We start from the raw sequence: 25,801 nt of genomic DNA, 5'->3' as shown, positions 1-25,801 counted from the left end.
GCCGGTGGAAGGCGACAAATGAACCGCTTTTGGCGAAAATGCCAAAAGCGGATCCTAATGCCTTTGATACTGGAAAGCTGTAGGAAAATTTTCGGGCGATTTTTCCGATGCTAGTCTCCCATTGAGCATTTAGGTGGATAATCTAGACCCTCTCTTCACTCAGTATAGCTGAAAAAGTCATGATGTTAATTGAAGATAACGATCAACATCTTGACAAACCGTCTCACACGCCGATTGCCAAAATTTAGGCTGTTCGAGATCGACGCCTAAATGTTTTTTGGCTAAATCTTCGACGCGCATGGAGCCGGTATCGCGCAGGAGGGCATCATATTTTTGAGCAAAAGCTGGGCCTTCTTCCAGAGCCTTTGCATAAATGCCCATGCTGAACAAATACCCGAACGTGTACGGGAAATTGTAAAACGGCACATCCGTGATGTAAAAGTGTAGCTTTGACGCCCAAAAAGTCGGATGGTAGCTGTCAAGGGCATCGCAATAAGCTTCTTTTTGCGCTTCAAGCATAAGCGTATTTAAACGATCAATGCTAACAAGGCCTTTTTTCCGTGCTTCGTAAAACCGCGTTTCAAATAAAAAGCGGGCATGAATATTCATGAAAAAGGCAACGGCGCGCTGCAATTTATCTTCAAGATGGGAAAGACGTTCTTCCTCCGTTTTTGCCGCTTTGATGGCTGCATCGCTTACGACAAGCTCCGCAAATGTCGAGGCAGTCTCTGCGACGTTCATCGCATAGTCTTGATTCAAATAAGGAATGTCATTCATGACGCTTTGGTGATAGGCATGGCCTAACTCGTGGGCCAAGGTTGACACGTTATCAGGTGTGCCGCTGTAGGTCATGAATATGCGCGATTCTTTTGTCAGAGGAAAACTGGTGCAAAAGCCGCCAGGGCGTTTCCCTGAACGGTCTTCTGCTTCCACCCAACGATTTTTTAAGGCTTGCTCAGCAAATTGACCCATTTTCGGGTGGAATGTGCTGAATTGCTCGATGATGAAAGCTGCGCCGTCTTCATAGGACACTTTTTCAGCATTGGTAACAAGCGGTGCTTCTACGTCATGCCAAGCGAGTTTTTCAACACCGAGGCGTTCTGCTTTTCGCTGTAAGTATTTCACAAGCCGCGGTTTGTAAGTCGTGATCGTCTCCCACATTGTTTCCAATGTTTTTCTTGACATGCGGTTGATGTCAAGCGGCTCTTTAAGCACATCTTCCCACTGGCGCTGTTTATAGACGCTGAGCCGGAACCCGGCGAGATGATTTAAAGCGGCTGCACAATAGGCGCTTTGTTTCTCCCAAGCGCTTTCCCATGCGGCAAAAGCTTTTACACGAACGTTACGGTCAGAATCAGTAAGCAAATTGGCCAATTGGCCGACCGATAGAGTTTGTTGGCCTTTTGTCGGGTGGTTAAAATCAATCGTCATTTGCCCGACGGCGGTGTCGTATAACGCGCTCCAACCGTGATAGCCATCGACGGAAAGTTCATTGATGATCCGCTCCTGATCAGCGGGAAGCTGTTCCTTTGCATGCCGGCGCATTTCCTCTAATGGAAAGCGAATGTTTTTCACTTTTTCGTTATCAGTCAAAAGTTTTTCCCAGGCGAGATCTGGAATCGCGCTGATATGGGCTTTCAGTAATGTCAAACAGGATTGGAAACGCGCATCATATGCTTGCACGCGATTTCCCAGTTCATCTGCTTTATGGTCGTGCATGTTTTGGGCTCTCAGGCATTCGATAAAAGCAAAAGCTTCGCGAAGCCTTTTGGCAAGGTCTTCGTACCGATCTAATACGCCAAGCCACCCACGGGCTTGTTCATCCTCCTCAGGAGCTTCGGTCTGGGTTAATTCTGCATAGAAATTTTCAATGTCCGTATGTAAGTCGGAAAGAAACGTTTGAAATGATGCGGATTCACTTCCGCCGCTGAAGATGCGGTCAAGGTTCCATGTAGGATTAAAAGTATCGGCCACCAGCTCTCCCTCCTCTTTTTTTCTGCCGAGTTACATTCAGTATAGCAGAAGGATTCGTAAATGTCTTTAGATGGAGAAGAGTCAGTAAACCGCCGAGTGGGTTGAGGGATAAGGCCAGGAGGTGTCAATGTAAGAGGCTTTTCCGATCAGCTTCTCATTTAATGGTAAAAGCCGCGGTTGTTTTAAATGTGTCTTCTTTAGCCGTAAGCCAAAATGTCACAAGATAATCCCCTTTTTCCAAGTTTTTAACGATCGGGTGATAGGATAAGGATTGTCCCGGTTTTAAGGTCAGGGTGCTCACATATTGGACAAACATTCGGCCATCGGAATATTTCTCAACAACTTCTCCAGATGGACTGGTGATGATATAGTCAAACCGCTGGGATGTCGGAAACGTATATTTAACCGAGTGCTCGGTTTGATTCATAATTGTGAAATGCAAAATGACGTCTTTTCCTTGTTGCTCCACAGTTAACATCGGCGCGACACTTCCTGCGACAATCCCATGTCCACTCGTCACACTGGCGGCATGCGATTCTGTAGGCTCATGATAGTTGGCGATTCCGTAACCAATTGTTATGATAATAAAGAAAGTAAAGAAGAAATATTTAAGCAATGGTGGCCGTCCTTTCTTTTTTATTTTTAGGTTGCCCATAATATGATGGCTATACATTTTTGTTTGTTTATAAATGAAGGGGGTATCTTTTTGATTAAAGTCATCTTTGTTTGCCTGGGAAATATCTGCCGTTCCCCCATGGCTGAAGCTGTTTTTAGGGATCTTACGGTAAAAGCCAAATTAGACCGTTATATAAGCGTAGATTCGGCTGGTACCGGCAATTGGCATGTTGGAGAACCACCACATGAAGGGACACTGAGCATTTTAAGGAAACATCATATTCCTACAGAAGGGTTAATCGGACGAGTAATAACCGAGGAAGACATCAGGGAAAATGATTATATTATTGCGATGGATGAAAGCAATGTCCGCAATATTAAAGCATTAGCCGGTAAAAATGATGCACATAAAATACATCTTTTGCTCGATTTTTTACCAGATGAGGATATTAGGGAAGTGCCCGACCCGTACTACACGGGGAATTTCGAGTATGTGTACAATTTGATTCGCCGGGCTTCAGAGGCTCTACTACATCATATTAAAGATAAAGAAAAATTAAACGCATCGTAAGGGGGGAATTGACGTGAAATTGTTGTCCATCGAACCAACGCCGAGCCCAAATTCCATGAAGCTGACAGTCAGTGAAACGCTGCCGATGGGAACGAGCTATAATTTCACTCAAGAAAACAAAAATGACGCAATTGGCATACTCCATGATTTATTAAATATTGACGGTGTCAAAGGCCTTTATCGCGTAAGTAACTTTATTGCCTTGGAGCGTTTCCCAAAAGCTGAATGGGAAGTGATTCTTCGGGCTGTTCGCCAAGTCTTTGGGGAGGAAGATGAGAAACCTTCCAGCGAAAAAGCGGAGGACGCGCACGAGGAAGCTTTTGGAGAAGTCCGCGTATTTATTCAGAAGTTTCGAGGCATCCCAATGCAAATCAAGCTGTTAGCGGATGGCGAAGAAATTCGCGTCGGGCTGCCCGACCGTTTTATGGAAGCGATTATGACGGCACAAGCGGCAGCAACGAACATCATCTTGGAAAGGCGCTGGGAAGAACAGTCGCCAAGGTACGGCGAGGTTGAAGACATTGAAAAAGATTTGCTGGAGGAAATATCCGCAGCTTATGACCAGGAGCGTTTAGACGACTTAGTCAAGCGGGCTATTCAGGGAGAGCCGGCATCTAATAAGGAAAACTCTCCGTTTCAAAAGGTGACGCTTGAAATGCTGGATGACCCGGATTGGCGAAAGCGTTATGCAGCACTTGAGCGCATGGACCCGCAAGTGGAAGATCTGCCAGTGCTAGCAAAAGCGCTTCGCGATGAAAAAGTCGCGATCCGCCGCTTGGCGACCGTCTATCTAGGAATGTTGGAAGATCCGAAAGCGCTTCCTTATTTGTATGAAGCGCTTCATGATAAAACCGTAACCGTGCGCCGGACGGCTGGAGATGCTTTATCGGATCTTGGGGATCCAAAGGCCATTCCGGAAATGATAAAGGCGCTTAAAGACCCAAGTAAAATTGTTCGCTGGCGAGCCGCTATGTTTCTTTATGAAGTTGGCGATGCCTCTGCGCTCCCGGCACTTGAGGAGGCACAAAATGATCCTGAATTTGAAGTCGCCTTGCAAGTGAAAATGGCACTAGAGCGCATCCGCGGCGGCTCCGAAGCCAAAGGCTCGGTTTGGAAGCAAATGACGGAAGCCCGCCGCGAGCGGTAAATGTTTTTGTCCCCTAATCCAACGGAAAAAAGTCTTGAAAGAACCTTTTCAACCGTTTTTCGCCTCTTGCGGTAAAAAAAACCTGTGTGCGAACATTTTAGAACGGCAGCGGAACGTTTATATTCCGCATGGCATTGGTTCAAACTATGAAAGTAACCGGCTTAGCTACAAGTGGTTACAAAAGGATAAGGGGGACACAAAATGACGGCGACATACCAAAGGAGCAAACTCGGCAAATTCATGATGATCGGTGGTTTGTTGGGGGCTTTTGTCTCCCTATTTGACCGGGCGACGCGGCAATCCATCAAAAAGGGTATGAATGCGGCAGCAAACGGCGGTAAGGCGTTGCTGCAAACCATAAGGACGAATCCGCAGGCTGTTTCAAACTACGTGAAGTCCACGGCCAATAATTTGAGAATGACCGCTCAGGAAGTTTCCCAAGATGTCAAACAAATGGCTGAAAAAGTGAATTATGCCACCAAAAGTTCTACTCAAGCGTATAAATATGTCATGGAAGCGGGGAATGAACTGAGTGAAATTACGCAAAAAATACGTCACTCAGGCCAAGGGCTTTTATCAACTCATGCAATGAATGTCCTGCCTTCTGGTACAGCAACTGCGAATACCCAAAGCATAACGTCATCTACAACGGCAGCGAGTGGCATGCCGCAGACGACGGCAACCGCCAAAAAGACCGAGACATCATACGTTCACAATACGCCGTCCGGGACGAAGGTCCAGATGAAAACAACGGAGACGAAGAGTACCCCGACAGCGCTTCATGCGGGGGCCTCTGGTCACACGACGTCAACGCCCAAGACCGCAACCGCCAATAAAACCACCGACAAAGGCATAACCTCCGACACTCAAACCACCACGATGTCAAACATGAATGCCGCTTCTTTTGCGAAGGAGGATCAAACGCCGGCTTCTGCCAACAAAACGGCAAAGCCGAAAGCAACTCGTTCAAAGCTCTCCGGTTATGAATACTAATCAAGTTTTTAAGTGAGGCATGATGATGGGGAAACGAAGTCCTGCCATTTATTTCTTTAAAATGTTAATAAAAAGAATCAATGAGGATAGGGTTTTTGATTTAGCGGCACAGCTCGCTTATTTCTTTCTGCTGTCGCTATTCCCTTTCCTCATTTTCACATTTTCTGTTTTGCCTTACATAGATATCGACCAAAAGGATGTTTTAGCGTTTATCGGGCGTTATGCGCCAACTGAATTTATGGATATTGTCGAGGCGAATTTGAAAAGTGTTTTTACAAAAAACACAGGAGTGCTCTCCTTTAGTGTTATCGCCACGATTTGGCCCGTTTCTACGGCCATCATGGCTGTTATAAGGGTTTTGAACAAAGCTTATGGGGTGGAAGAAAACCGCTCGTTTATTGTCGCAAGAAGCTTGGCAATTTTACTTACCTTTGCGATGATCTTTGTCATTATTCTTGCGCTTGCTTTAAATGTCTTTGGCCCTCTCATCGGCAAGCTACTCGTCACACATTTTCACGTCAACCCAAAAATCATTTCCATCTTCGACTTTTTCCGGCTTCTTTTTAGTTTTCTAATCATCATTGTCGTCTTTGCCTGTCTATATTTATTTGCCCCGAATAAGCGCTTGCATTTTTCAGAAGTGATAGTTGGGGCGGTCTTTGCGGCTACCGGATGGCAAGTGGCCTCGCTCGCTTTTTCGTTTTATGTAGATCGCATCGCCCATTTTTCAGCAACCTATGGGACGCTCGGTGGCATCATCGTATTAATGATCTGGTTTTACATCACCGGATTTATTCTCATCCTTGGCGGGGAAATCAATGCCGCTCTTCGCTTCAGCAAAAAAATGTCGGATTGACCACTCGGGGAGGGGGATAGTTTTCCGAAATGTTTTTGAGGAAATGATAAAACTAAGGAACGAAAGGGGTGTCTAAAACAAAATGCGCGTGGCAGATTTCTTTGTGAAATGTTTGGAAAATGAAGGTATAAAATATATGTTTGGCGTACCTGGAGAGGAAAACATCGCCGTGATGGATGCGCTTTTGCAATCGGACATTGAATTTATCACCACGCGGCACGAAACTGGAGCAGCCTTTATGGCGGGTATTATGGGACGCTTAACCGGAAAGCCTGGGGTTTGCCTGGCAACGCTCGGACCCGGGGCAACGAATATGCTAACAGGCGTGGCCACAGGCAACATGGATCGGACACCGCTCGTCGCCATTACCGGGCAGGCGGGGTTAAACCGTCTCCACAAAGAATCCCATCAGGCGTATGATCTGGTATCGATGTACCGACCGGTGACCAAATGGAGTGCCAGTATCTCGACACCTCAGACCGTCGCCGAAATTGTCCGCAAGGCCTTTAAAGTAGCCGCGGAGGAAAAACCCGGCGCAGCATATGTGGAACTCCCAGAAGATGTTGCTGATCTTGAAATTCAAAATACTGATACGCTCTCGATTGCTGATAACGACATCCCGGCCGCTACTGAAAACAGCATTAGACAATCCGCTCATCGCATCGATCGAGCGAAGCGGCCGATGATTATCGCTGGTAACGGTGTGACGCGCATGAATGCTGCATCTGAACTCGTGCTTTTGGCAGAAAAACTCAAAGCGCCCGTCGCCGAGACGTTTATGGGAAAAGGGGCGATTTCATGGGAGCATCCGCTCAGTTTGATGACCATTGGCCTTACTGATAAAGATTACGTAAGTTGTGCGGCAGAAAAGGCTGACCTTTTTATCGTTGTCGGCTATGATATGGCCGAAGTGCCGCCAACGCGTTGGGACAAAAGCGGTAAAATTCCAGTAATCCACATTGATACCCAAAATGCTGAAGTCGATGCTTCTTATCCAGTTGCCGAAAGTGTAATTGGTGATATCAAAAAGAATTTACGGTTGTTAACCGAAGCCGTTGCCGCTCGGGATAATAGTCAGCCGGGTATTGAGAAAATCCGCCAAAAAATATTGGATGAATTCCACTCTTTTGCTGATGACACCCATTACCCGGTTAAACCACAAAAAATCGTTCATGACCTCAGAATGGTGATGGGCCCAGATGATATCGTCATTTCCGATGTTGGCGCCCATAAGATGTGGATGGCGCGCATGTACCATTGTTACCAGCCAAATACTTGTTTAATTTCCAACGGGTTGGCATCAATGGGGGTGGCTGTTCCAGGAGCTATTGGTGCAAAACTGGCCATGCCCGATAAAAAGGTTGTCGCCGTCGTCGGTGACGGTGGATTTCTGATGACAGGGATGGAATTGGAAACCGCTGTCCGGAAAGGCTTACCCATCGTCATCCTCATATGGGTGGATCACGGCTATGGCTTAATTGAATGGAAGCAGCGAAGAAAATATCATAGGGTTTCTCATATCGATTTTGGTGATCCGGATTTTGTAAAACTTGCGGAGTCCTTTGGTGCAAAAGGTGTGAGAGTTGAGAAAACCGAAGACTTGCAAGGCATTTTAAAAAAGGCGCTAGAAGCAGACGGTCCTGTTGTCATCGAATGTCCAGTGGATTATGGGGAAAACATGAGACTTACAGAGAGACTCGCTCAGTTGGATTGTAATTTTTAAATAAAAAATTTTTTCTGGGAGAGGAGAAACAATCCATGACAGGCATTGCCCTTGAGCTTTTTATTATCATTTTACTGATTCTCGTGCCGCTCGCCTTTTTTCTGTATTTATACCTTTTTGATGCGAAGCAAACCCAACATGCGGTGCTCAGAAATTACCCGGTTCTCGGAAAAGTCCGTTATATTTTGGAGAAAATCGGACCTGAAATGCGGCAATATCTTTTTGACCATGATACAGAGGGAAAGCCGTTTTCTCGAGAAGATTATCAAAATGTTGTGTTGCCGGCGAAATATCAAACTAATATGATCAGTTTTGGCTCCAAGCGGGACTTCGACCGAGAGGGTTATTTTATTCGAAATGCCATGTTTCCGAAGCAGCGAGAAGAGATGCGCGTAGATAACACCGTTCTTATTGACACCAAAAAATATAAGATTATTGATGATGATTTATTTAAAAGAAAAGAGCAATTTATCGATGCAAAAGCCAAACCGTGGCTTTTAACCGAAGAAGATGCCATCGTCATCGGCCCGAACTGTCGAAACCCGTTTGTTGTTCGAGGACAAATCGGCATGTCCGGCATGAGTTACGGGGCCCTTGGAAACCGGGCAATCACCGCGCTTTCTAACGGTCTTGGGATGGCTCAAGGCACTTGGATGAACACGGGAGAAGGTGGTTTATCCCCCTACCATCTTAAAGGGGGTGTCGATATCATCCTGCAAATCGGCCCGGGGCTCTTTGGTGTCCGCACCAAAGACGGTAAAATGGATTTTGAAGAGTTGAAAAGAAAAGCAGAGATTCCGCAAGTGAAAGCGATCGAACTGAAACTCGCGCAAGGTGCCAAAACTCGGGGCGGACATTTGGAAGGAAGCAAAGTCACTCCGGAAATTGCAGAAATTAGAAAGCTTGAACCGTGGAAAACGGCTGACAGCCCCAACCGCTTTCAGGAGTTTCACGACATCCCGTCGATGTTTCAGTTCATCTCTCAAATACGTGAAGTGACGGGACTGCCCGTAGGTATTAAAATCGTGGTAGGCAACGTCAGTGATCTTGAATCTCTTGCCGATTTTATGAAAAAGACGGGGGAAGGGCCAGACTTCATCACTGTAGACGGCTCAGAAGGAGGCACGGGAGCAACGTATCAGGAGTTGGCGGATTCAGTGGGGCTACCGATTAAGCCGGCGATCATGTTGCTTCATCGGACGCTTATAAAGTACGGTGTCCGAGACAGGGTGAAAATTATCGCCTCCGGGAAACTGTTTACACCTGACCGCATCGCTGTTGCCCTTGGCATGGGGGCTGACCTCGTGAATATTGCTCGGGCGTTTATGATGACCGTAGGCTGCATCATGGCGCAGCGTTGCCATACCAACACCTGTCCGGTTGGCGTGGCAACAACCGACCCAAAATTGCAAAAGGCGCTTGTTATCGAAGAAAAACAATATCGTGTATTGAATTACCTGTTAACATTGCGTGAAGGCCTTTTTACAACGGCGGCAGCTGCAGGCGTCAGCTCTCCTGTTGAGCTGAATGCCTCGCATGTTGCGTATCAGGACGATAAAGGCCGCATTTATTCGCTGGACCAACTGTTTGATCATTATTTACAAGAAATCTCTTAACGACCGCTTTTGGCGGTCTTTTTTTATACTTGAAGGAAATTCTTCTGACCAGAATTAAGGTAACGAGGTGGCAGCTTTGTCTAAATGCATGGACAGCTAAAATTGTAAAATATAGGAGCATCTGCGCAATTTTTAGGCAGAAGCGGCATGAAAATGCGCAAAAAACGAATTTATGCTCATTTATAAGCAGGGAACGGTGCAAAAATGCGCATACGCTCCACAATTTGGAAAAACAGAGGTTAAATATGTAAAAAACTGGAGCGTCTGCACAATTTTAAGGCTAAAGCGGCAAGAAAATGCGCAAAAAACGAATTTATGCTCATTTTTAAGCAGGGGACGGCGCAAAAATGCGCATACGCTCCACAATTTGGAAAAACAGAGGTTAAATATGTAAAAAACTGGAGCATCTGCGCAATTTTTAGGCAGAAGCGGCATGAAAATGCGCAAAAAATGAATTTCTGCGCAATTTTGAGGTGGGAGAGCCACGAAAATACGCATACGTCCCAAAATATGGAAAAAATCATTTTTAAAATAGTCGATTTTTACAACTTTATTACGAGGTAGAAATGAGGGGAGGGACTTGTTTATAATAAAGATTAACGTAGGGTTGTCAATGTGTCTTCCGCAAATAAACCCCACCAATGAACCTCATGAAGAAGGTGCCGCTGTTGATCGATATGATGCCACTACTGAGAAAACGATTAAAACGCTTTTGTGCGGGACTGTTTTGGACTTATTTTTTTACCCTCTTATATGTCACCTTGTTTACATATAATTACTATGTTTATGGTAAGTCCGTGAATTTAGTTTTTTTTGATAGCATTAAGTTAATGTTTGAAAGCGGAGATCCTTGGCTGTTTGCCAAAAATGTGCTGGGCAATGTCGTTCTTTTCTTCCCGCTCGGTTTTTTATTGCCGACAATTTATAAACCGCTGCGCGCTTTTCGGACATGTTTACCATTGGCATTTTCAACTAGCCTGATTATTGAAATCTGCCAATACGAATTTGCCGAAAGGATTTTTGACGTTGATGACATTTTTTTAAACACGTTGGGCGCAGTCTTTGGTTGGCTGACATTTAAAATCGTTCATCACGCTTACACCTTCGTTTTATATAAGTATAGAAAGTATTAAGGAGCGGCCGAACATGACCGCTCCTTTTGATTTTATTTGCTTTCTAAAACCCGGTTGACGCGTTTAGTGAGCAATTTCATGCAGTCACCGCCGGCTTGATAATGGCGAAGTTCGCCCTTAGCATCGAAGACATAATAGGCGGGAACATATTCGTTTTCGAATGCCTCGGAAAGTTTCAAGTTATTATCGACAAAAATCGGTTGGGTGATGTTATATTGCTCTGCCGTTTCTTTTATTTTTTCTATATCTAAGTCGGCTTCCGAGCGCGGGATATGTACCGCAACGACATTCAACTTGTCTTTATACTGATCGCGAAATTCATTGACTTTCGGCATTGCTTCCTTACATAAATGGCAGCTCACCGACCAAAAATGAATCAGCGTTGGCTTCTCGCCAATCAAGTCGGATTTTGATACTTGACCGTTTAACCATGTGGTTTCGCCTGTTAGTTCGGGCATTTCTGCATGTAATCGCATGGCTGGCACTCCTTTGCATGCTATTTATAATCATTATTATTTTATCGTTATTATAAATTAACGCGCTCATGTTCGTCAACTGCAACGAACGGCTTTTGTAGCAAACAAAACATACACGTAAGAAACAGCACGCCGGCAATGGCGACAAAAAAGATCCCACCGCGAAAGCTATTGATAAAAAACCCACCGACAGACGGACCGCACATGCTGCCGATACTATAGGCGATGCCAGCAAGAATATTTCCTGCTGCTAAAAGCGACGGCGGCAAGAGGTCGCTGATGTATGTCATACCCATTGAATAAAGAGAACCGACAAACATGCCAGAAATCAAAAAAACAATGGCTAAAGCAAAAGGGGAATTGGCAAAAAAGACGGCGCACATAAAACTTAAACCGCCGATGAAGGTCACAGCAGGCACTAATTTCTTTCTGCCGATTTTATCGCCAAGCGCGCCAAGCGGAATTTGCGTTAATAAGCTGCCGACGACAAACATTGGCAGAAGTACAGAAATGGTATTGACGGAAAACCCATTTCGCACGGCAAAAACCGGGAAATTTCCGTTTAAGGACGCTTCTAAGAAACCGTAAGCGAAGCTAGCAAAAAGCCCGCCCCAACAAAGGAAAAGGGCTTTTTTATAACGCCGCAACGGATTGGTGCGGGCGCTTTGTGAGTCCAGACTGGGAAAGCTGTTTTTTAGGAAGCATCCAAGGATGACAAATACCATACAGCCCAGCCCTGTCACGAGAAAAGGCCAATATATACCATATTGAACGAGCCTGGTCATTAGCGGCCCAACAGCAAACCCAACGCCGAATGATAAACCGTAAATCGCGACTAACAGACCTTTTTTACGATTAGGGCTTTCCGCCATGATCCAAACTTGTGCGCTGAAATGCAACATATTGTCGCCAATACCGATCAATACACGAAGAAAAAACCAAAACCAAAAGGCTTTCCAAACCGGAAAGAGAAAAAGCGCGCTTCCGACCGAAAGCAGGCCAATTAATAAAACCGGGCGGTATCCGTATTTTTGCATCGGTTTTTCAATAAAGGGGGAAGCAAGCATCACCCCGATATAAAGCGCCGAAGCGTTAAACCCATTAAGGGCGGCGGAGGTTCCGGCTTCTTCTAATAGTATTGATAATAATGGTAGGAGCATACCTTGGGATGCGCCGGAAACAAAGACGGCCCCGACCAAAACGATAAACCGATACAACGGGAATTGTAATGCTGTCATGATTTGTACTCCATGCTGTAGATTCGCTTTCGCAAAAGTATGATTTATAATTATACCGAGGAATGACGAAAATTTCATGGAATTCGCTATAAATCTTTCAGGAAAGGGATGTGGATCAATGGAAATTCGCCTGCAGGATAATGCCTATATTACAGAAACAGGTTTTGGGACTTTGACGATCTCATCGGACGAACAATACGGTTTTCGTCCGTATCAACTCATGGTCGCCTCCATTGCTGGCTGCAGTGGTACCGTGATGAAAAAGATTTTTGCAAAGAAGCGCATGAAATTGGAAGATCTTATTATAAAGGCTGATGTGACGCGGAATCCAGATCAAGCCGATCGCATTGAGAAAATCCACTTGACCTTTTCCGTGAAGGCAGAAGGTTTGGATGGCGCACAGATGGAAAAAATCATGAAGCTGACGCGCAAGCATTGCTCGATGGTGCAATCGGTACAAGATGCGATCGAAATCACAGAGTCATTTGAAATGATTTAAAGGCATGACGTTCGCCTTTTTACGTTACTTATAGGAAACTTATTAATTTTTACGGCAAATTCATCAAAAAGGCCGCCTCATTACCTAAATGAGACGGCTTTTTTTACACCTCAAGTTTTTTGATACACCCACAAAGTTTATCCAATATGAACAGGTTGACTGGTCGAGAAGACGTTTCTATGATTTCGTCGAATCGAATGCGGGTTTTAATCGGAAAATCATGACAGCAGCAATAATCCCTAGAAGGATCACAACGGTTTCGGTTGCCCATAAAGATTGCACGATGCCTGCTTGATGTAAAGCGGGGACGAAATCGAAAACAACGTGAAGGCCAATCGCATAGAGGACATATTTAAACGTTCCTCGAAGGATGGATAGCGAGACGACTAACGCTAAAAAGATCTGAATGATAAGGGCGACGACCCGCTCAACCCCGGCAATGACATATGTCCCGAAGCCCTGTTGGATAAAATGCGCTTTGATGTCTTCAAGCCGGGCTTGCGAAATTTGCGAATGTAGGTCCGGGAGTTGCCCCGTATTGATCATATGAGCAAAAATCATGGCGTACACCGCGGAAAAGGCGCCGATGAGAATCGCCTCCATTCCACCATGCCCAAGGCCTAAAGACAGCCCATCCCCGTATCTTGGTTTTTCCTTAAAAAACCACTTCAAACCTATGTATCGACCAATTTCCTCAAAAACGCCGGCTGCGAGTGCGGCATAAATCGCGAAAGCCCATGGACTTGGTGTAAACTTTAGTGTTGTTCCCCCAGGGGCAATCATAAGGGCATGTAGCAGTTTTTCAAGTACTTGCGAGAAAATGATAAAGACGAAGATACCAATCGTAAGTGGCTTCCAGGACAACACTCCTTTTTTATTAAAAAGGATGAGTAATACCAGCGGAAACCCAAATGCCAAAATAAAATCGACGATCATGCCAGCGTAAGACGCGGAACTGACCACTTCACTTCCTCCTCGAAAAATAAGTTTCAAATCCTCATTGCTATGCCTATCCGGATTTTTCATGACAAAGAATATTGTATATCGCATGTGTCCGGCAAACAATTTCGGATTTTTACTTTTCACTATATCCATCATACCATCTTTTTATCGGATAAACTTAAAATGACCATGCTTTTTATCTTGTCGAATTCACCGCCTGTGTTTTACAGGTGAAGTATTTTAAAAATGGATAGCTTTTCATTTGAATAGTGTGAGGAATTAACGTCACGCCGTGCACATATTGGACTAAGTTTCGATGATTTTTAGCGTCAAAGCGGACCTCCTGCATGGATAAATTTTTAATCCGCCGAAAAAAATAGGAATGATCCAGACAAGCGGTATGAGTCGGAAAATATTACGGCCTAATAAAGGAGGTTCAAACCATGCTCAGGATCCTTTTAGCACTGCTACTTTCGATGATCATCGGTGTGTCGCCGGTTCATGCGAGCGAAAAACAAACACCGCCAAAAACCGAAGCGAAAAAGCCAATACCTCAAAAACCACCAGCAGAAAAGCGACAGGCGCTACCGACTAAAGTGCCTCAGTCCACGGTTGATATATCAAAAGAAAATACTTATCCGAATCCAGAGCAAAATGAACCGGAACTGCAACCGAGCCCTTTAACACGATCGCTTCTCGAGTCGTCGAATGTGGAGATCGAAAATCCGACGTTAATCCGTCTTTTAAACGAATCCACGATTCATCCATCAAAGCTTTCCATTGGTTATCATGCTCGTATTTTTCTCGGGAAATGGCCACTAAATTATACATCAAGCAAAACGACCGTTAACTGGGAATACAAGAAGGTTAATGAAAACCGAATCGACAACCGTGGTGGCAATCAAATGCAGCCGCTTAGCTATCGCCAAGAACGCCAAGTCCACGTCAAAGGCGGTCTGACGGCTAGCGTTCCGAATGAAAAAGAAGTGAAAAAGTTAATGTTAATGGAAGCTTCCAAAAACACTGAGCTTCCCATCGGGTTTTCAACGGTCGTCGGTTATGGAACCAAAATCGACCGCGTCTACCATGTCGAACCGAAGAAAGTTGGTCATCTTTACGGATATGTCCCTGCAGTCAATGAAAAAGGAAAAGTCACATACGGAGAAGTGTACCTTGTTTTAGATGGCGGAAAGAAAAAAATTGACGTAAAAAATATTACGCAACAAGGAATTGGAGCCTGGATGCCCGTACAAGATTACATCTCCTTGCGCTACTTTTCCACAAAATAAAGACTCCGAACTCACCGATGGGTGAGTTTCTTTTTTATTCTTGACCAAGCCTAAATATGTAAAAAACTGGAGTATATGCGCAATTTTAAGGCAGATTGTCATTGAAAATGCGCAAAAATCGCATTTATGCTCAATTTTGAGCAGGAAGAGCTGCGAATATGAGCAGACGCTCCATAATCTGGAAGAAATGATAGGAAGTAAGCAGTGACCGTGCTAAAGCAGCAATAATATGACATCGTCGACGAGGCATCACATATTTTTAGGGCAGGAAAGGCATCCTACTATTGAAGGAGGGTGCTGAATGAAGAAGGCATGTTTACTGGCCGTCCTTTTCGGGCTTTTGTTAGCTGGGCCGCAATGGGCATATGCTGCGGATTGGTATTTTAAACCGAGCAAAAATAACCAACCGGCAACAACCGAGCCCGAATACGAGGCCTTGTTAAATAAATATCATGGCATCTGGATAGGTGATCCGAACGAGAAAAACATTTATTTGACTTTTGATTGCGGTTATGAAAACGGCTATACCGATGATGTACTGGATATTTTGAAAAGGGAAAAGGTGCCTGCTGCTTTTTTTATCACCGGCCACTATATTAAATCCCAACCGGATCTCGTCAAGCGCATGGTAAAGGAAGGGCATATCGTCGGCAACCATTCTTGGGGGCATCCGGACCTTTCTAAGATTAGTGATGAGCGCTATAAAGAGGAAATCAAAAAATTAGAAGCAGCTTATACGGCTTTAACCGGACGAAAAGATATGAAGTATTTGCGGCCACCGAGAGGAACGTTCAGCGAGCGGTCCTTGAAATTGGCTGATGAGCTTGGATACACCAGTGTCTTTTGGTCTTTTGCTTATCGAGATTGGTTGACGAATCAGCAGAGGGGAGCCGATTTTGCGTATAACAGCATTATGAAACGCGTACACCCTGGTGCCATCATGCTTTTGCATACGGTCTCCAAAGATAATGCTTTAGCGTTAGAAAACGTCATCGAGGATCTCAAAAAGAAAGGTTATACTTTTAAAAGTCTGGATGACTTGATGGTACACAAGCATGCACAAAACCTCCATTGGTAAGGTCGACTTAAGAAGTTTCAGGGGCGTCCTGGCTTCTTAAATCGACCTTAATTTTTTTATACCGACAAACCAGAATATCATTTTTCCGGCGAGCGGAAAATGAACGCTAAGCCTCTGTGGAAAAAGAGGCTAGTTCTCATAAGGATAGAGATACTATTTATTAGACCCACATTAGTGGAACTAAGGCTCTGTCATCTAAAAGGATGGGGGAGCAAAAATTTTTTCGCAGAGCCAAGTATTTTTATAAACATTATCCACAAAGTTATGCACAAAAATCCCCTTTGTAACCGCAATTCCTGTGATTTATTCACATTATCCACAGAGAATCTGAAAATCATCCACAAAAATTATCCAGATGGCCATATGAGTCATAGAGGGGAATTTGATAACTTACCCACATATCCACAGAAATATTGACATTCACGATAAAAGTTGTTCAAGGAATGTTTGACCATAGAAACACGAAAGTTTGTGCCAAAACCTTTTGGGCGAATGTCACGCTATAGGCATTTGTGCATATGATGCCATCAAAAGGGATTCCGCCGTGGGCGTCCCTTTCGCATCGTTTCGACTTGGGGTAGCTTGATTGTTACTAAGGAAAACGCCGTCATGCTTTTGCAACGTTTGAATACGGGGCGATGGATAGAGACGGATGGCTGAGGATGCCAAAAAGGCCTGACTAGGAACCTTGAAGGGAGAAGGTTCCTTGATACCGTACTCTTTACCGTTCTGTGGACCGAATGTAGGATGATGCAGATTTTTTATGTTTTAACGAAGGGGTGAGCACATGGAGAAAGAAGTCATTATGGCGGCAAGTCAACCAGTCGCTTACGAGAGGAAGAAATGGGAGAAGAGCCAGAAAAAGCAAAATTACTATCGAACGCTCACGCTTTTTTCGCCGATTACCATTCTTGCGCTTTGGGAAGTGCTGTCGCGCACCGCTCTGATTGACCCCCGGTTTTTCCCGCCGCCGTCTACAATCATCGTTGAATTTGTTCACTTAGCTGTCAACGGAAATCTATCAAGCCACGTGATGATCAGCCTTTATCGGATTCTCGGCGGATTTTTTCTCGGCGTTATTCCGGGCATTCTTCTCGGTCTATTGATCGGTATGTATAAGCCGGTTCGCTACACTTTTCAGCCGCTCGTCATGGCGTTAATGCCCATTCCGACGTTGGCGCTGATGCCGATCATTATCATCATTTTCGGGATTACCGATTTTTCCAAGATGGTCACAATTGCCGGCAGTGTCTTCTTTCCAGTATGTATCAACACGGCCGCCGGAGTGAGTAACATCGATCCCATTTTTGTGGACGTGGCCAAAAATTATGGGGCAAAATCCAAAGATTACTTTTTTAAAATCGCGTTACCGGGGTCATTGCCCGTTATGATGGAGGGCATTCAAATGGGTCAGGCCATTGCCCTCTTAACCATCGTGGCCGCCGAGATGATCGGCGCCAATTCCGGCATCGGCTATTTGATTTGGATGGATTATAAAGCCTTTATATTGAAGGGCATGTATGTCGGCCTCGTCATCATCTCGTTTTTCGGTTATTTCTTCTCAATACTGCTTCGTTTTCTTCAGAGAAGATTGATACCGTGGCAAAAATAAACATCTTTAAGGAGGTCCGACGATGAGTTCAGATATAAAAATTCGCGTCCATCAATTGTCAAAAATATTTTTCAGGAAAAATAGCAGTGTCCACGCCATCAGAGATATTAATTTTGAAGTGAAAAATGGAGAATTCGTCTGCCTGCTCGGTCCGAGTGGGTGCGGCAAAACCACGCTTCTTAGAATATTGGCCGGACTGGAAAAACCGAGCGGTGGATCGTACGAAATGATACACGGTGACCGAAATAAACCGCTGCAGTCCATGATCTTTCAAGAAAAAGGCGTTATTCCGTGGATGACGGTCGAGGAAAATGTGGCGTTTGGCTTGCGCATGCGCCACGCCCCCAAGAATGAAACGAAAGAACGGACCGACTATTACCTCAAGAAAGTAGGATTATGGGAGTTCAGAAAACTTTATCCTTCAGAGATTTCCGGTGGTATGAAACAAAGAGCTAGCATTGCGCGTGCCTTTGCCAATGACCCTGAAATTCTCCTGATGGATGAACCTTTCGCAGCGCTTGATGAGCAAAACAAATACATTTTACAGGAGGAACTATTGTCCATTTGGGAAGAAACGAAAAAAACAGTCCTTTTTATCACACATAGCATTGACGAAGCGCTTTTACTCAGTGATCGCATCTTGCTCATGAGCGCCCAACCCGGCACGATCGTTCGTGAAAAAATCATTGATCTACCGAGGCCAAGAAAAATTGCCAGTGTTCGTTCCAACCCGAAAATGGGCAAGGAATTTGTAGATATTTGGAAGCATCTGCAAGAAGCCGTAAACGGAAATTTAAAAGGGGCAACCACAAGCTTACCAAATGAAGTTTATTAAATAAAGCGAGGAGAAAGCGAATGTTTAAACGGGTCTTTATGGCTCTGATGATCATTCCCTTGTTGATGTTTGCCATTACCGGATGTAGTTCGCAAGCTGAAAAACAAGGGACAAGTGAAAAGCAAACAGAGAAAAAGGAACTGAATAACATTAAGGCGGTAAATGGGGATCTTCCGCCGCTTGAAAAACCAGAAACGGTCGTCATCGCTGAAGATGGGGCGGCATCTGGTGCGGGATTTTATGTCGCAACAGAAAAAGGGTATTTTAAAGACTACAATATAAATGTGAAATATGCGACGTTCTCGAACAGTGATGACATGCTGCCAGCGCTTGCCGCGGGAAAAATTGATGTGGCCGGCGGGATTTCATCGGCATCGTTCTTTAACTCCATCGCTCAAGGCATCGATGTCAAAATGATTGCCGATAAGGGGCACAATATTCCCGGCGCGTCGTATTTTTCATTTGTCCTTCGAAAAGATCTACAGGACAAAGTGAAGGATTATAAGGATTTTAAAGGGCTGAAAGTCGCCGTCTCAACGAAAAATGCCGTAGATGATTACATGTTTCAACAAATGCTTAATTATGCCGGTTTAAAACGCAGCGATGTCCATTTTGTCTTGATGTCTGATTTCGGCAATATGATAGCCGGGATGAAGAGTCATTCCATTGACGCCGCCTTGCAAATCGAACCGCTTATTACCAAAGGTGAAGAAGAGGGTGTACACGTCCGTTTTAAAGATGCGACGGATTATGCGCCAAAAGCGCAAATTGCGATGGTTTTAAGTTCACCGAATTTCCTTGAGAAGCGCCAAGATGTTGCCATCCGGTTTATGCTCGCTTATCTTAAAGGCGTAAGGGATTATAACGATGCCTTCATGAAAAATAAAAATAAAGACGAGATTATTCAAATCATGACGAAATACACAGCCCTAAAAGATCCGAAACAATGGGAAAAAGTCGGGGTAACCGGACTTGATCCGAATGGCAAAATGTTTGTGGATGATATTAAAAAGCAATACGAATGGTATAAGTCTCGCGGAGGTATCGTTGGCGATGTCGATTTCAATCAAGCCATTGACACCTCGTTAGCGGAAAAAGCTGTGGAGATACTTGGTGAATATAAGTAGGTTAATTATTTATAGAGGGGCCTTCTGTTTTGAGGGCCCCTTGCACTTTTTCGACGTCTTTTCACATTATTTTCCGGGAAATATTACTTTTTTTGTGCTCTGTGGTCGGCCGCTTCCATTCGGGCGCGCGCCTCCCAATCATCCTCATCCAGTGGTAATGAATAGCGGATATCCTGTGCTCGGGCAATGGGCAGATCTTGATCCTCATTGTTATTTTTCTTTCTTTTTTTAGCGCTCATGCCAATTACCTCCCATCATTTCGAAAACTTTTGTTTCTCGTAGATGCGATCCGCTCGTTTGAATTCCCTTTGATATAAAACGGATTGGGCTTTATTTAACGGGGAATTTTCACGCAGACTGTTCGGCTTTTTTGCCAAGGACGCTTCCTCCTTTTAAAAAAGTAAGGTATGGTACAATGGAGAGAGAATGGTTCGGGTAGCGGCTACACTAATAGTCATGACCTTAAGCGACATTTTTAAACATGGGAACAAGCCGTCAGGACGAATTAAAAGTGATTGTCAACCTTCGTCAAAAATCGGCGTGTTGCCCTTTAACCAATAGAGTGGGGAGGGTGAGGTTGAACTAGGCTCGACTCAATGGGGATGTATAAGCGCTAGCGGATAGCTGATGACAATAGCCGTTTTTAAAGAAAAAGCCGCCGGCCTGAGACGGCCGACGGGCTTTAGACTTGTCGATTAAGCTTCGCGCAATTGGCTATCCGCAGAATAACAGAAACTTTCAACATGACGTTTGTGTATGAAATAATGCTCTTTTTTTATTTCAAACAGGTCATATGTGACACCGTTTTGGTTTAATTCATTCAAGATTTCCGGGTAAAGATCATTGGCAGGGAGGACATAAGGAAATTTCAGGGCGGCTTTTTTGGAGCGATGGTTTTCACGGCGTATCCTCATAAAAATCGTATGGATATCGGTCTGTGAGAAAACTTCATCAAAAAAGGCTTCTTTGGCGGCTTTATTATAGCCCTTTCCAAAGTAGGGCTTACCAATCCACGTGCCCAGAAAACCGGTGCCATCCCGTATATCGAAAAGTGAGATGGTGCCAATGGGTTGACCCCATTCATCCAAAATCGTTCTTGAAATCATCCGTTTTTGTTCTTCGAGCTCTATGCCTTGTTTCGTTATGAACATATATTCATCAAGGGTATCGGCTTTTTGTCTGACAAACGGAAAGACTTCAGGGTCTTTAAGTAACTCAAATAGTGCGCCACAATCGGCGATTTCACGCTTTTTTAACATTTGGATACCTCCTAGCGGGTAAAAAATGCATTAGGAAATAACCGGGGTGGGAATCGAACCCACTAGGACCAAATTACTTGGTGGCGCACCAATTGCCTTCCCGTTCATTCAATTGTCATACCGCTGATTTCATCGATCACTTTCTTTGGATAAAAGTTTTTCTTTCTGATGTCCAGATAAGTATATCTGATTTTTTACTAGTTGAAAATAGGTTACTTTTGCCGGATTTTGTCTTTTTCTTGACCATTTTCATCTTTTCGGTCGTCGTATTTCCCTGTTTGTCGACATTCATGTAAGATGGAGGGAGGTGGGAACAATGATGATGACCATTCGACAAATTTCGGTGCATGGGACAAAACCTAATCACTATCGTTTGACTTTAACCTGTGATGACGGAACGTCGAGAGAAATGACGGTCCATCAGGATGTTTTGGTATCTCATGCGCTTCGAAAAGGTCTCGTATTAACGGAACATGAATTTTCAACACTGGAGAGATCCGCCCATCTCACGCGAGCCTACCAAACGGCTTTGCGTTATTTAGGACTCAGGATGCGCTCGGTTAAAGAAATGACCGATTATCTAAAGAAGAAAGGCTTTGCGTCTGAAGAACTTGCGGGGACGATTGAAAAGCTTAAAAACGATAACCTTCTTAATGATGAAAACTTTGCTAGAGCTTATGTCCGAACGAAAATGCGGACAACCTTAAACGGTCCGCAAATTCTATATCAAGAATTGCAAATAAAAGGGATTGCTCCCGAAACGGCTGCTTTAGCACTGGAGGAATATTCGAGTGAACAACAATGGGCGAACGCTTATCGCCTGGCGCAACGTAAATGGCAAGAATCCCGCGGCCATTCCCACCAAGGCAAGCTGCAAAAAACGACAGAAGCCTTAAAACGTAAAGGGTATGATTGGGAGTTGATTCATCGCGTTATCCAGGAGATGCCGAATGCCGACCAAGAATCCGAATGGGAGGCGCTCATCAAACAGGCGGAGAAGCTGCGCCGGAAATGGAGCGGTTATAAGGATTCAGAAGCAAGACAAAAGTTACGCAGCGCTTTATATCGGAAAGGATTTTGCATAGAAATGATCAACCGTTACATCGATGATATCGGGAGGAATGAAGAAAAATGATGCCGAAACGATACAGTCAAATGTCGAGAGAGGAACTGGAAGAAGAAATCAAATCGTTGAAAGTAAAAGAGCAGCGCGCAGAACAAGCCGGTATGATCAACGAAGTGGAAGTATTGCAGAGAAAGCAAGTCATGGCGGCTTCCTATTTATTGAACCCCGAAGATTTTAAACAAGGGGATGTCATGGTGATTAAAGAAGGCGATGGCACGCCATTTAAAATTGAATATCTCGACGGCGTGTTCGCTTGGGGATATTATGGGAACGAGACGGAAATGAGGGCCTTTCCGATTGCTTTACTCGTCAAAGAATCTGAAGCATAGTAACCGTAAAGGCTTGAGACTTGACTCAAAAGTCAGGGTCAAACTTTTCAAAAAGCAACTACTGTATGGGATCCCTTATGAGTTAGCCTCGGAAGCCGTGCCACCTCAAGCGCTACTGTTCGGATCATGTGACGGCGAGCTTCTTCTCCAGCTTTTCATTATTATAAATCCAGCCGGTATAGGAAGAGACCACGACCGAATCTAGATTCACCCGGGCCACGGCGACAAACGGATAATGACCTTTGGATAAGTAGCGAAGATCGATAAAACGAATGTCCGTGAAGCCGTTGTAATCTTTGATTTCAAAGCGGTAAATCGGTGAAAACGATAAAAACGCACGAATATTTTTATCTTTTAATGCAGCATTAACGGCTTGGTCATTTGGAAGCGGCACGCGTTTGAAACGATCCAAGATGACAAAATGCAGGCGATCGGCTTCCCCCACCACAAACTCCTCTGGGGTTTTTGCGGCCACATGATATTGGTTCCAATGGATCGTCGGGGACAAATAAATAGCTTTTGCGTTAGGCAGTTGGTGCCGAACCTTGGCCAGTGCCCTCCGTTTGTGCCATGTTCTTAAAAGATAATAACCGATGATAATGACATATATAAAGCTAAAGAGTAATCCTGGATGACCGAACACATACCAAAGGACAAAGCCGCATAAATGGATCCCGAAGATGACAGGATCAAAGATGCTGATCATGCCAAGGGCAATCCACTTCGGTGTGATCGGCCATAATGCTTGCGTACCGTAGGCGTTAAAAATATCGACCGAAACGTGTAAGATGACAGCGAGAAAAGTCCATAGCCAAAGATGGAAAAGATTTGCCTGGTCATAAAAAAGATGAATCACACCCGTTAGGATGACTGGCCACAGTATAGTAAACGGCAAGGCATGTGTGATGCCCCTGTGGTGGCGGATATAGGTTGCATTATCTTTCAATTTTAAAACTGTATCGATATCAGGTATCACTGACCCGATTAAAACACCTAAAAAAACCGCTTCCGCAGAAGTCGGATCAGTGGTTACTGGGTCGATTGTTGATAGGGCGGAAAGGCCGATGCCCATGACGATATGCGTCCCGCTGTCCATCGTCTTTATCACTCCCTTTTAAATCTTTTTTCAATCGAAATTGAGTGATAAACGTGCCTTTATGTGCAGTTATTTTTTATATTATGTCCCATTGATGAGCGGGTAACGGCAGAAAGGAAAGGAGTATGCCGATGACTGAAAGCTGGACGATGGTACTCGTCAATTGGTACAAAGAAAACAAACGCATTCTGCCTTGGCGAAAAACGCGTAATCCTTATTTTATTTGGATTTCCGAAGTGATGTTGCAGCAAACACAGGTGGATACAGTTATTCCCTATTACGAAAGATTTATAACTCGTTTTCCAACCATGTATGATTTAGCGCGCGCCGACGAAGACGTTCTTTTAAAAGAATGGGAAGGGCTCGGCTACTATTCGCGGGCGCGAAACCTTCAAGCCGGCGTTAGGGAAGTCACGGAAAGATACGGTGGCATCGTTCCTAGAACAAAGCGTGAGTTGCTGAATGTCAAAGGCATCGGACCATATACAGCCGGCGCGATTCTCAGCATCGCTTATAATGAACCCGAACCGGCTGTTGATGGCAATGTTATGCGTGTTATCTCCCGCCTCTTTCGCATCGAGGAGGATATCGCGAAAGCAAAGACAAGGCGGCTTATTGAAGACAGGTTAAGACCTTACATGCCAGCCGACCAGGCAGGTGAATTTAACCAAGCTTTAATGGAACTCGGAGCTTTAATATGCAAACCGAAAAATCCGCTTTGCCATGAGTGCCCGATTGCATCATTCTGCCGCGCTTATAAAGAGGATGTGCAAACCAAGCTACCGATCAAGCTCAAAAAACAAAAAACAAAACTTGTGCGTTATGCCGTTTTGGTTTTGCAGTCAGGTGAAGACCGTTTTTATATCCAAAAACGGCCTTCCGAAGGGCTTTTAGCCGGGTTATGGGAATTTCCGATGTTCGAAATCAAAGAGGGGGCCGATGAAGTTAACTTCAAGGCACGCTTTTTAAAATCGAAACCGGTACGGACTTCGATGAAGGTCAAACATATTTTTTCACACTTAAAATGGGAATTAACTGTGTTTTACGGGTATTGCGGAAGCGAAGAAACGATCTCGCGGGCGGGTAAATGGGTCACGCGCACCGCGCTTTCCGATTACGCTTTTCCGGTTCCGCATCAAAAGATCATCCATCATTTAGACCGAGTCATTCCATAAAGGTATTTCCATACATAAAAAATGGTTGACTGGTTACATTAATGGCTGTGGAGGTGAAGACACCATGGCTAAAAAAGGCATGAACAATGCTGGAACCGATTCCCAAAGCGTACGTGCTAAAAACCAAGCTTCAGCTCAAGGGCAAAGCCAATACCAAACTGAATTTGCCAGTGAAACCAACGCTCAACAAGTACGCCAACAAAACGCCAAGTCCCAACAGAAAAAAGGCCAAAACCAACAATAACTTGCACCTTGCCCAGCTCCCTATCACAAGCGGATAGGGAGCTTTCTTTATTTAATGCCAATACCGCTCGGTGTGGTTTATGGGAAGCCTTAATATAAAGCAAGCCGGGTGCCATTCTTTTAGTTTTATGTTATCTTAATGTCAATAAAAAGCATGCGGAGGTTATGTTATGTGCGGACGTTTTGCTTTAACCGCTGATTTGGATTACTTAATTGAACGGTTTCAAATCGCTTATCCTGTGGAATTTCCATATACGCCAAGGTATAACATTGCGCCGCAACAAGATGTGACGGTTGTCATACGGGGACAAAGAGGAAATAAAATGGGTCAGCTCCGCTGGGGGTTCATTCCTGAATGGGCAAAGGATGCGAACATCGGATACAAAATGATTAACGCGCGTTCCGAGACCGCTCATGAGAAGGCAAGTTTTAAAAACGCCTTAAAAAAACGGCGCTGTTTAGTCATTGCGGATAGTTTTTATGAATGGAAAAAAGAGGGGAAAGGAAAACAGCCATATCGGATTTTATTGAAAAGTGAGGAACCGTTTGCCTTTGCCGGGCTCTGGTCGGTATGGGAGAAAGACGGGGTGCGCCTTGCCACGTGCACGATCCTAACGACCTCCGCCAATGAATTGATGTGTGATTTGCATGACCGCATGCCGGTCATCCTGCCGCGTGCGGCTGAAGACACGTGGTTAAATCCGGAAACCGATAGTGAAACCGTAAAAAATCTCCTTAAGCGTTACCCAGCTTCGGAAATGCGGTATTATCCGGTGTCGCAAGCCGTTAATTCCCCGAAAAACGAAGGTGAAGCCCTCATCCAACCCATTTAGGAAAAACGCGCATAAA

General features: G+C 44.6%; 27 protein-coding genes. 18 read left to right on the top strand and 9 right to left on the bottom strand.

The annotated features are described in order from the left end of the window. Positions 1-177: 177 nt before the first annotated feature. Entirely contained in the window at positions 178-1,974 is a 1,797-nt protein-coding gene (locus H532_RS0106060; RefSeq protein ID WP_038111670.1) for a M3 family oligoendopeptidase, read from the bottom strand. A 154-nt stretch (positions 1,975-2,128) separates the two neighbouring features. Further along, positions 2,129-2,590, bottom strand: coding sequence for a BsuPI-related putative proteinase inhibitor (locus H532_RS0106055; RefSeq protein ID WP_027724747.1), 462 nt, complete (start codon positions 2,588-2,590; stop codon positions 2,129-2,131). Between the two features lie 90 nt (positions 2,591-2,680). On the opposite strand from H532_RS0106055, the gene H532_RS0106050 reads away from it, so the two are divergent. The 7 genes from H532_RS0106050 (at position 2,681) to H532_RS18035 (ending at position 10,628) form a co-directional block, all read left to right on the top strand. After that, the gene (locus H532_RS0106050) at positions 2,681-3,160 is read left to right on the top strand and encodes a low molecular weight protein-tyrosine-phosphatase (RefSeq protein ID WP_027724746.1); all 480 of its coding nucleotides are present in this window, start codon (positions 2,681-2,683) and stop codon (positions 3,158-3,160) included. A gap of 13 nt (positions 3,161-3,173) precedes the next feature. Next, positions 3,174-4,307, top strand: coding sequence for a conserved virulence factor C family protein (locus H532_RS0106045; RefSeq protein WP_027724745.1), 1,134 nt, complete (start codon positions 3,174-3,176; stop codon positions 4,305-4,307). 201 nt (positions 4,308-4,508) lie between these two features. Next, a complete protein-coding gene (locus tag H532_RS19505; RefSeq protein WP_051263173.1) occupies positions 4,509-5,300 on the top strand; it encodes a YtxH domain-containing protein in 792 nt (263 codons plus the stop codon). A gap of 25 nt (positions 5,301-5,325) precedes the next feature. Further along, positions 5,326-6,156, top strand: coding sequence for a YihY/virulence factor BrkB family protein (locus tag H532_RS0106030; RefSeq protein ID WP_038111668.1), 831 nt, complete (start codon positions 5,326-5,328; stop codon positions 6,154-6,156). An 82-nt stretch (positions 6,157-6,238) separates the two neighbouring features. Continuing rightward, positions 6,239-7,879, top strand: coding sequence for an acetolactate synthase large subunit (locus tag H532_RS0106025; RefSeq protein ID WP_027724743.1), 1,641 nt, complete (start codon positions 6,239-6,241; stop codon positions 7,877-7,879). Between the two features lie 35 nt (positions 7,880-7,914). Beyond that, positions 7,915-9,495 (top strand): FMN-binding glutamate synthase family protein, encoded by a 1,581-nt coding sequence (locus H532_RS0106020; RefSeq protein WP_027724742.1) that lies wholly within the window; start codon positions 7,915-7,917, stop codon positions 9,493-9,495. Positions 9,496-10,172: 677 nt separating this feature from the next. Continuing rightward, positions 10,173-10,628 (top strand): VanZ family protein, encoded by a 456-nt coding sequence (locus H532_RS18035; RefSeq protein ID WP_245566420.1) that lies wholly within the window; start codon positions 10,173-10,175, stop codon positions 10,626-10,628. A 32-nt stretch (positions 10,629-10,660) separates the two neighbouring features. Here H532_RS18035 and H532_RS0106005 read toward each other — a convergent pair whose 3' ends face one another. Together H532_RS0106005 and H532_RS18030 are read right to left on the bottom strand one after the other, a co-directional pair. Beyond that, a complete protein-coding gene (locus tag H532_RS0106005) occupies positions 10,661-11,104 on the bottom strand; it encodes a TlpA disulfide reductase family protein (protein WP_027724740.1) in 444 nt (147 codons plus the stop codon). Between the two features lie 50 nt (positions 11,105-11,154). Beyond that, positions 11,155-12,342: an MFS transporter gene (locus H532_RS18030; protein WP_038111666.1), complete on the bottom strand. Its 1,188-nt coding sequence runs from the start codon at positions 12,340-12,342 to the stop codon at positions 11,155-11,157. 118 nt (positions 12,343-12,460) lie between these two features. On the opposite strand from H532_RS18030, the gene H532_RS0105995 reads away from it, so the two are divergent. Further along, complete coding sequence (locus tag H532_RS0105995; RefSeq protein WP_027724739.1) at positions 12,461-12,841, top strand: OsmC family protein; 381 nt, start codon at positions 12,461-12,463, stop codon at positions 12,839-12,841. Between the two features lie 177 nt (positions 12,842-13,018). Here the strand turns inward: H532_RS0105995 and H532_RS0105990 are convergent, their stop codons facing one another. Then, positions 13,019-13,804: a YhfC family intramembrane metalloprotease gene (locus H532_RS0105990; RefSeq protein WP_027724738.1), complete on the bottom strand. Its 786-nt coding sequence runs from the start codon at positions 13,802-13,804 to the stop codon at positions 13,019-13,021. Between the two features lie 422 nt (positions 13,805-14,226). On the opposite strand from H532_RS0105990, the gene H532_RS18025 reads away from it, so the two are divergent. From H532_RS18025 to H532_RS0105965, 5 genes are all read left to right on the top strand, one after another. Next, complete coding sequence (locus H532_RS18025; protein ID WP_081412339.1) at positions 14,227-15,072, top strand: YfkD famly protein; 846 nt, start codon at positions 14,227-14,229, stop codon at positions 15,070-15,072. 301 nt (positions 15,073-15,373) lie between these two features. After that, complete coding sequence (gene pdaA, locus H532_RS0105980) at positions 15,374-16,150, top strand: delta-lactam-biosynthetic de-N-acetylase (RefSeq protein ID WP_027724737.1); 777 nt, start codon at positions 15,374-15,376, stop codon at positions 16,148-16,150. A 787-nt stretch (positions 16,151-16,937) separates the two neighbouring features. Further along, positions 16,938-17,762, top strand: a complete 825-nt coding sequence (locus H532_RS0105975) for an ABC transporter permease (RefSeq protein WP_027724736.1) — start codon at positions 16,938-16,940, stop codon at positions 17,760-17,762. A 22-nt stretch (positions 17,763-17,784) separates the two neighbouring features. After that, a complete protein-coding gene (locus H532_RS0105970) occupies positions 17,785-18,597 on the top strand; it encodes an ABC transporter ATP-binding protein (RefSeq protein ID WP_027724735.1) in 813 nt (270 codons plus the stop codon). A 20-nt stretch (positions 18,598-18,617) separates the two neighbouring features. Continuing rightward, on the top strand, positions 18,618-19,724 hold the full coding sequence (locus H532_RS0105965; RefSeq protein ID WP_027724734.1) for an ABC transporter substrate-binding protein: 1,107 nt from the start codon (positions 18,618-18,620) through the stop codon (positions 19,722-19,724). 83 nt (positions 19,725-19,807) lie between these two features. Here the strand turns inward: H532_RS0105965 and H532_RS20255 are convergent, their stop codons facing one another. The 3 genes from H532_RS20255 to H532_RS18020 form a co-directional block, all read right to left on the bottom strand. Beyond that, positions 19,808-19,963: a YfhD family protein gene (locus H532_RS20255; protein ID WP_155994988.1), complete on the bottom strand. Its 156-nt coding sequence runs from the start codon at positions 19,961-19,963 to the stop codon at positions 19,808-19,810. 15 nt (positions 19,964-19,978) lie between these two features. Then, entirely contained in the window at positions 19,979-20,101 is a 123-nt protein-coding gene (locus H532_RS20250; protein ID WP_155994987.1) for a YfhE family protein, read from the bottom strand. Between the two features lie 318 nt (positions 20,102-20,419). Continuing rightward, a complete protein-coding gene (locus H532_RS18020; RefSeq protein WP_051263170.1) occupies positions 20,420-20,983 on the bottom strand; it encodes a GNAT family N-acetyltransferase in 564 nt (187 codons plus the stop codon). A 316-nt stretch (positions 20,984-21,299) separates the two neighbouring features. Between H532_RS18020 and H532_RS0105945 the strand changes: the two genes are divergently transcribed. Together H532_RS0105945 and H532_RS0105940 are read left to right on the top strand one after the other, a co-directional pair. Then, positions 21,300-22,118 carry a RecX family transcriptional regulator gene (locus H532_RS0105945; RefSeq protein WP_027724733.1) on the top strand — a complete coding sequence of 273 codons (819 nt, stop codon included), beginning with the start codon at positions 21,300-21,302 and terminating at the stop codon, positions 22,116-22,118. Next, on the top strand, positions 22,115-22,438 hold the full coding sequence (locus H532_RS0105940) for a YfhH family protein (protein WP_027724732.1): 324 nt from the start codon (positions 22,115-22,117) through the stop codon (positions 22,436-22,438). The genes H532_RS0105945 and H532_RS0105940 overlap by 4 nt, the downstream gene beginning before the upstream one ends. Before the next feature lie 124 nt (positions 22,439-22,562). Here the strand turns inward: H532_RS0105940 and H532_RS0105935 are convergent, their stop codons facing one another. Next, positions 22,563-23,534: a metal-dependent hydrolase gene (locus H532_RS0105935; protein WP_027724731.1), complete on the bottom strand. Its 972-nt coding sequence runs from the start codon at positions 23,532-23,534 to the stop codon at positions 22,563-22,565. A gap of 131 nt (positions 23,535-23,665) precedes the next feature. On the opposite strand from H532_RS0105935, the gene mutY reads away from it, so the two are divergent. From mutY to H532_RS0105920, 3 genes are all read left to right on the top strand, one after another. Continuing rightward, positions 23,666-24,709 (top strand): A/G-specific adenine glycosylase, encoded by a 1,044-nt coding sequence (gene mutY / locus H532_RS0105930; RefSeq protein ID WP_245566416.1) that lies wholly within the window; start codon positions 23,666-23,668, stop codon positions 24,707-24,709. A 64-nt stretch (positions 24,710-24,773) separates the two neighbouring features. After that, on the top strand, positions 24,774-24,953 hold the full coding sequence (locus H532_RS0105925; protein ID WP_027724729.1) for a gamma-type small acid-soluble spore protein: 180 nt from the start codon (positions 24,774-24,776) through the stop codon (positions 24,951-24,953). Positions 24,954-25,122: 169 nt separating this feature from the next. After that, positions 25,123-25,785: an SOS response-associated peptidase gene (locus tag H532_RS0105920; RefSeq protein ID WP_027724728.1), complete on the top strand. Its 663-nt coding sequence runs from the start codon at positions 25,123-25,125 to the stop codon at positions 25,783-25,785. Positions 25,786-25,801 lie beyond the last annotated feature (16 nt).

Origin of the sequence: Tuberibacillus calidus DSM 17572, from assembly GCF_000430685.1 — a bacterium.
GTDB classification, from domain to species: Bacteria; Bacillota; Bacilli; order Bacillales; family Sporolactobacillaceae; genus Tuberibacillus; species Tuberibacillus calidus.
The sequence above is the reverse complement of the archived record's forward strand: the minus strand, read 5'-3'. Positions and strand labels throughout refer to the sequence as shown.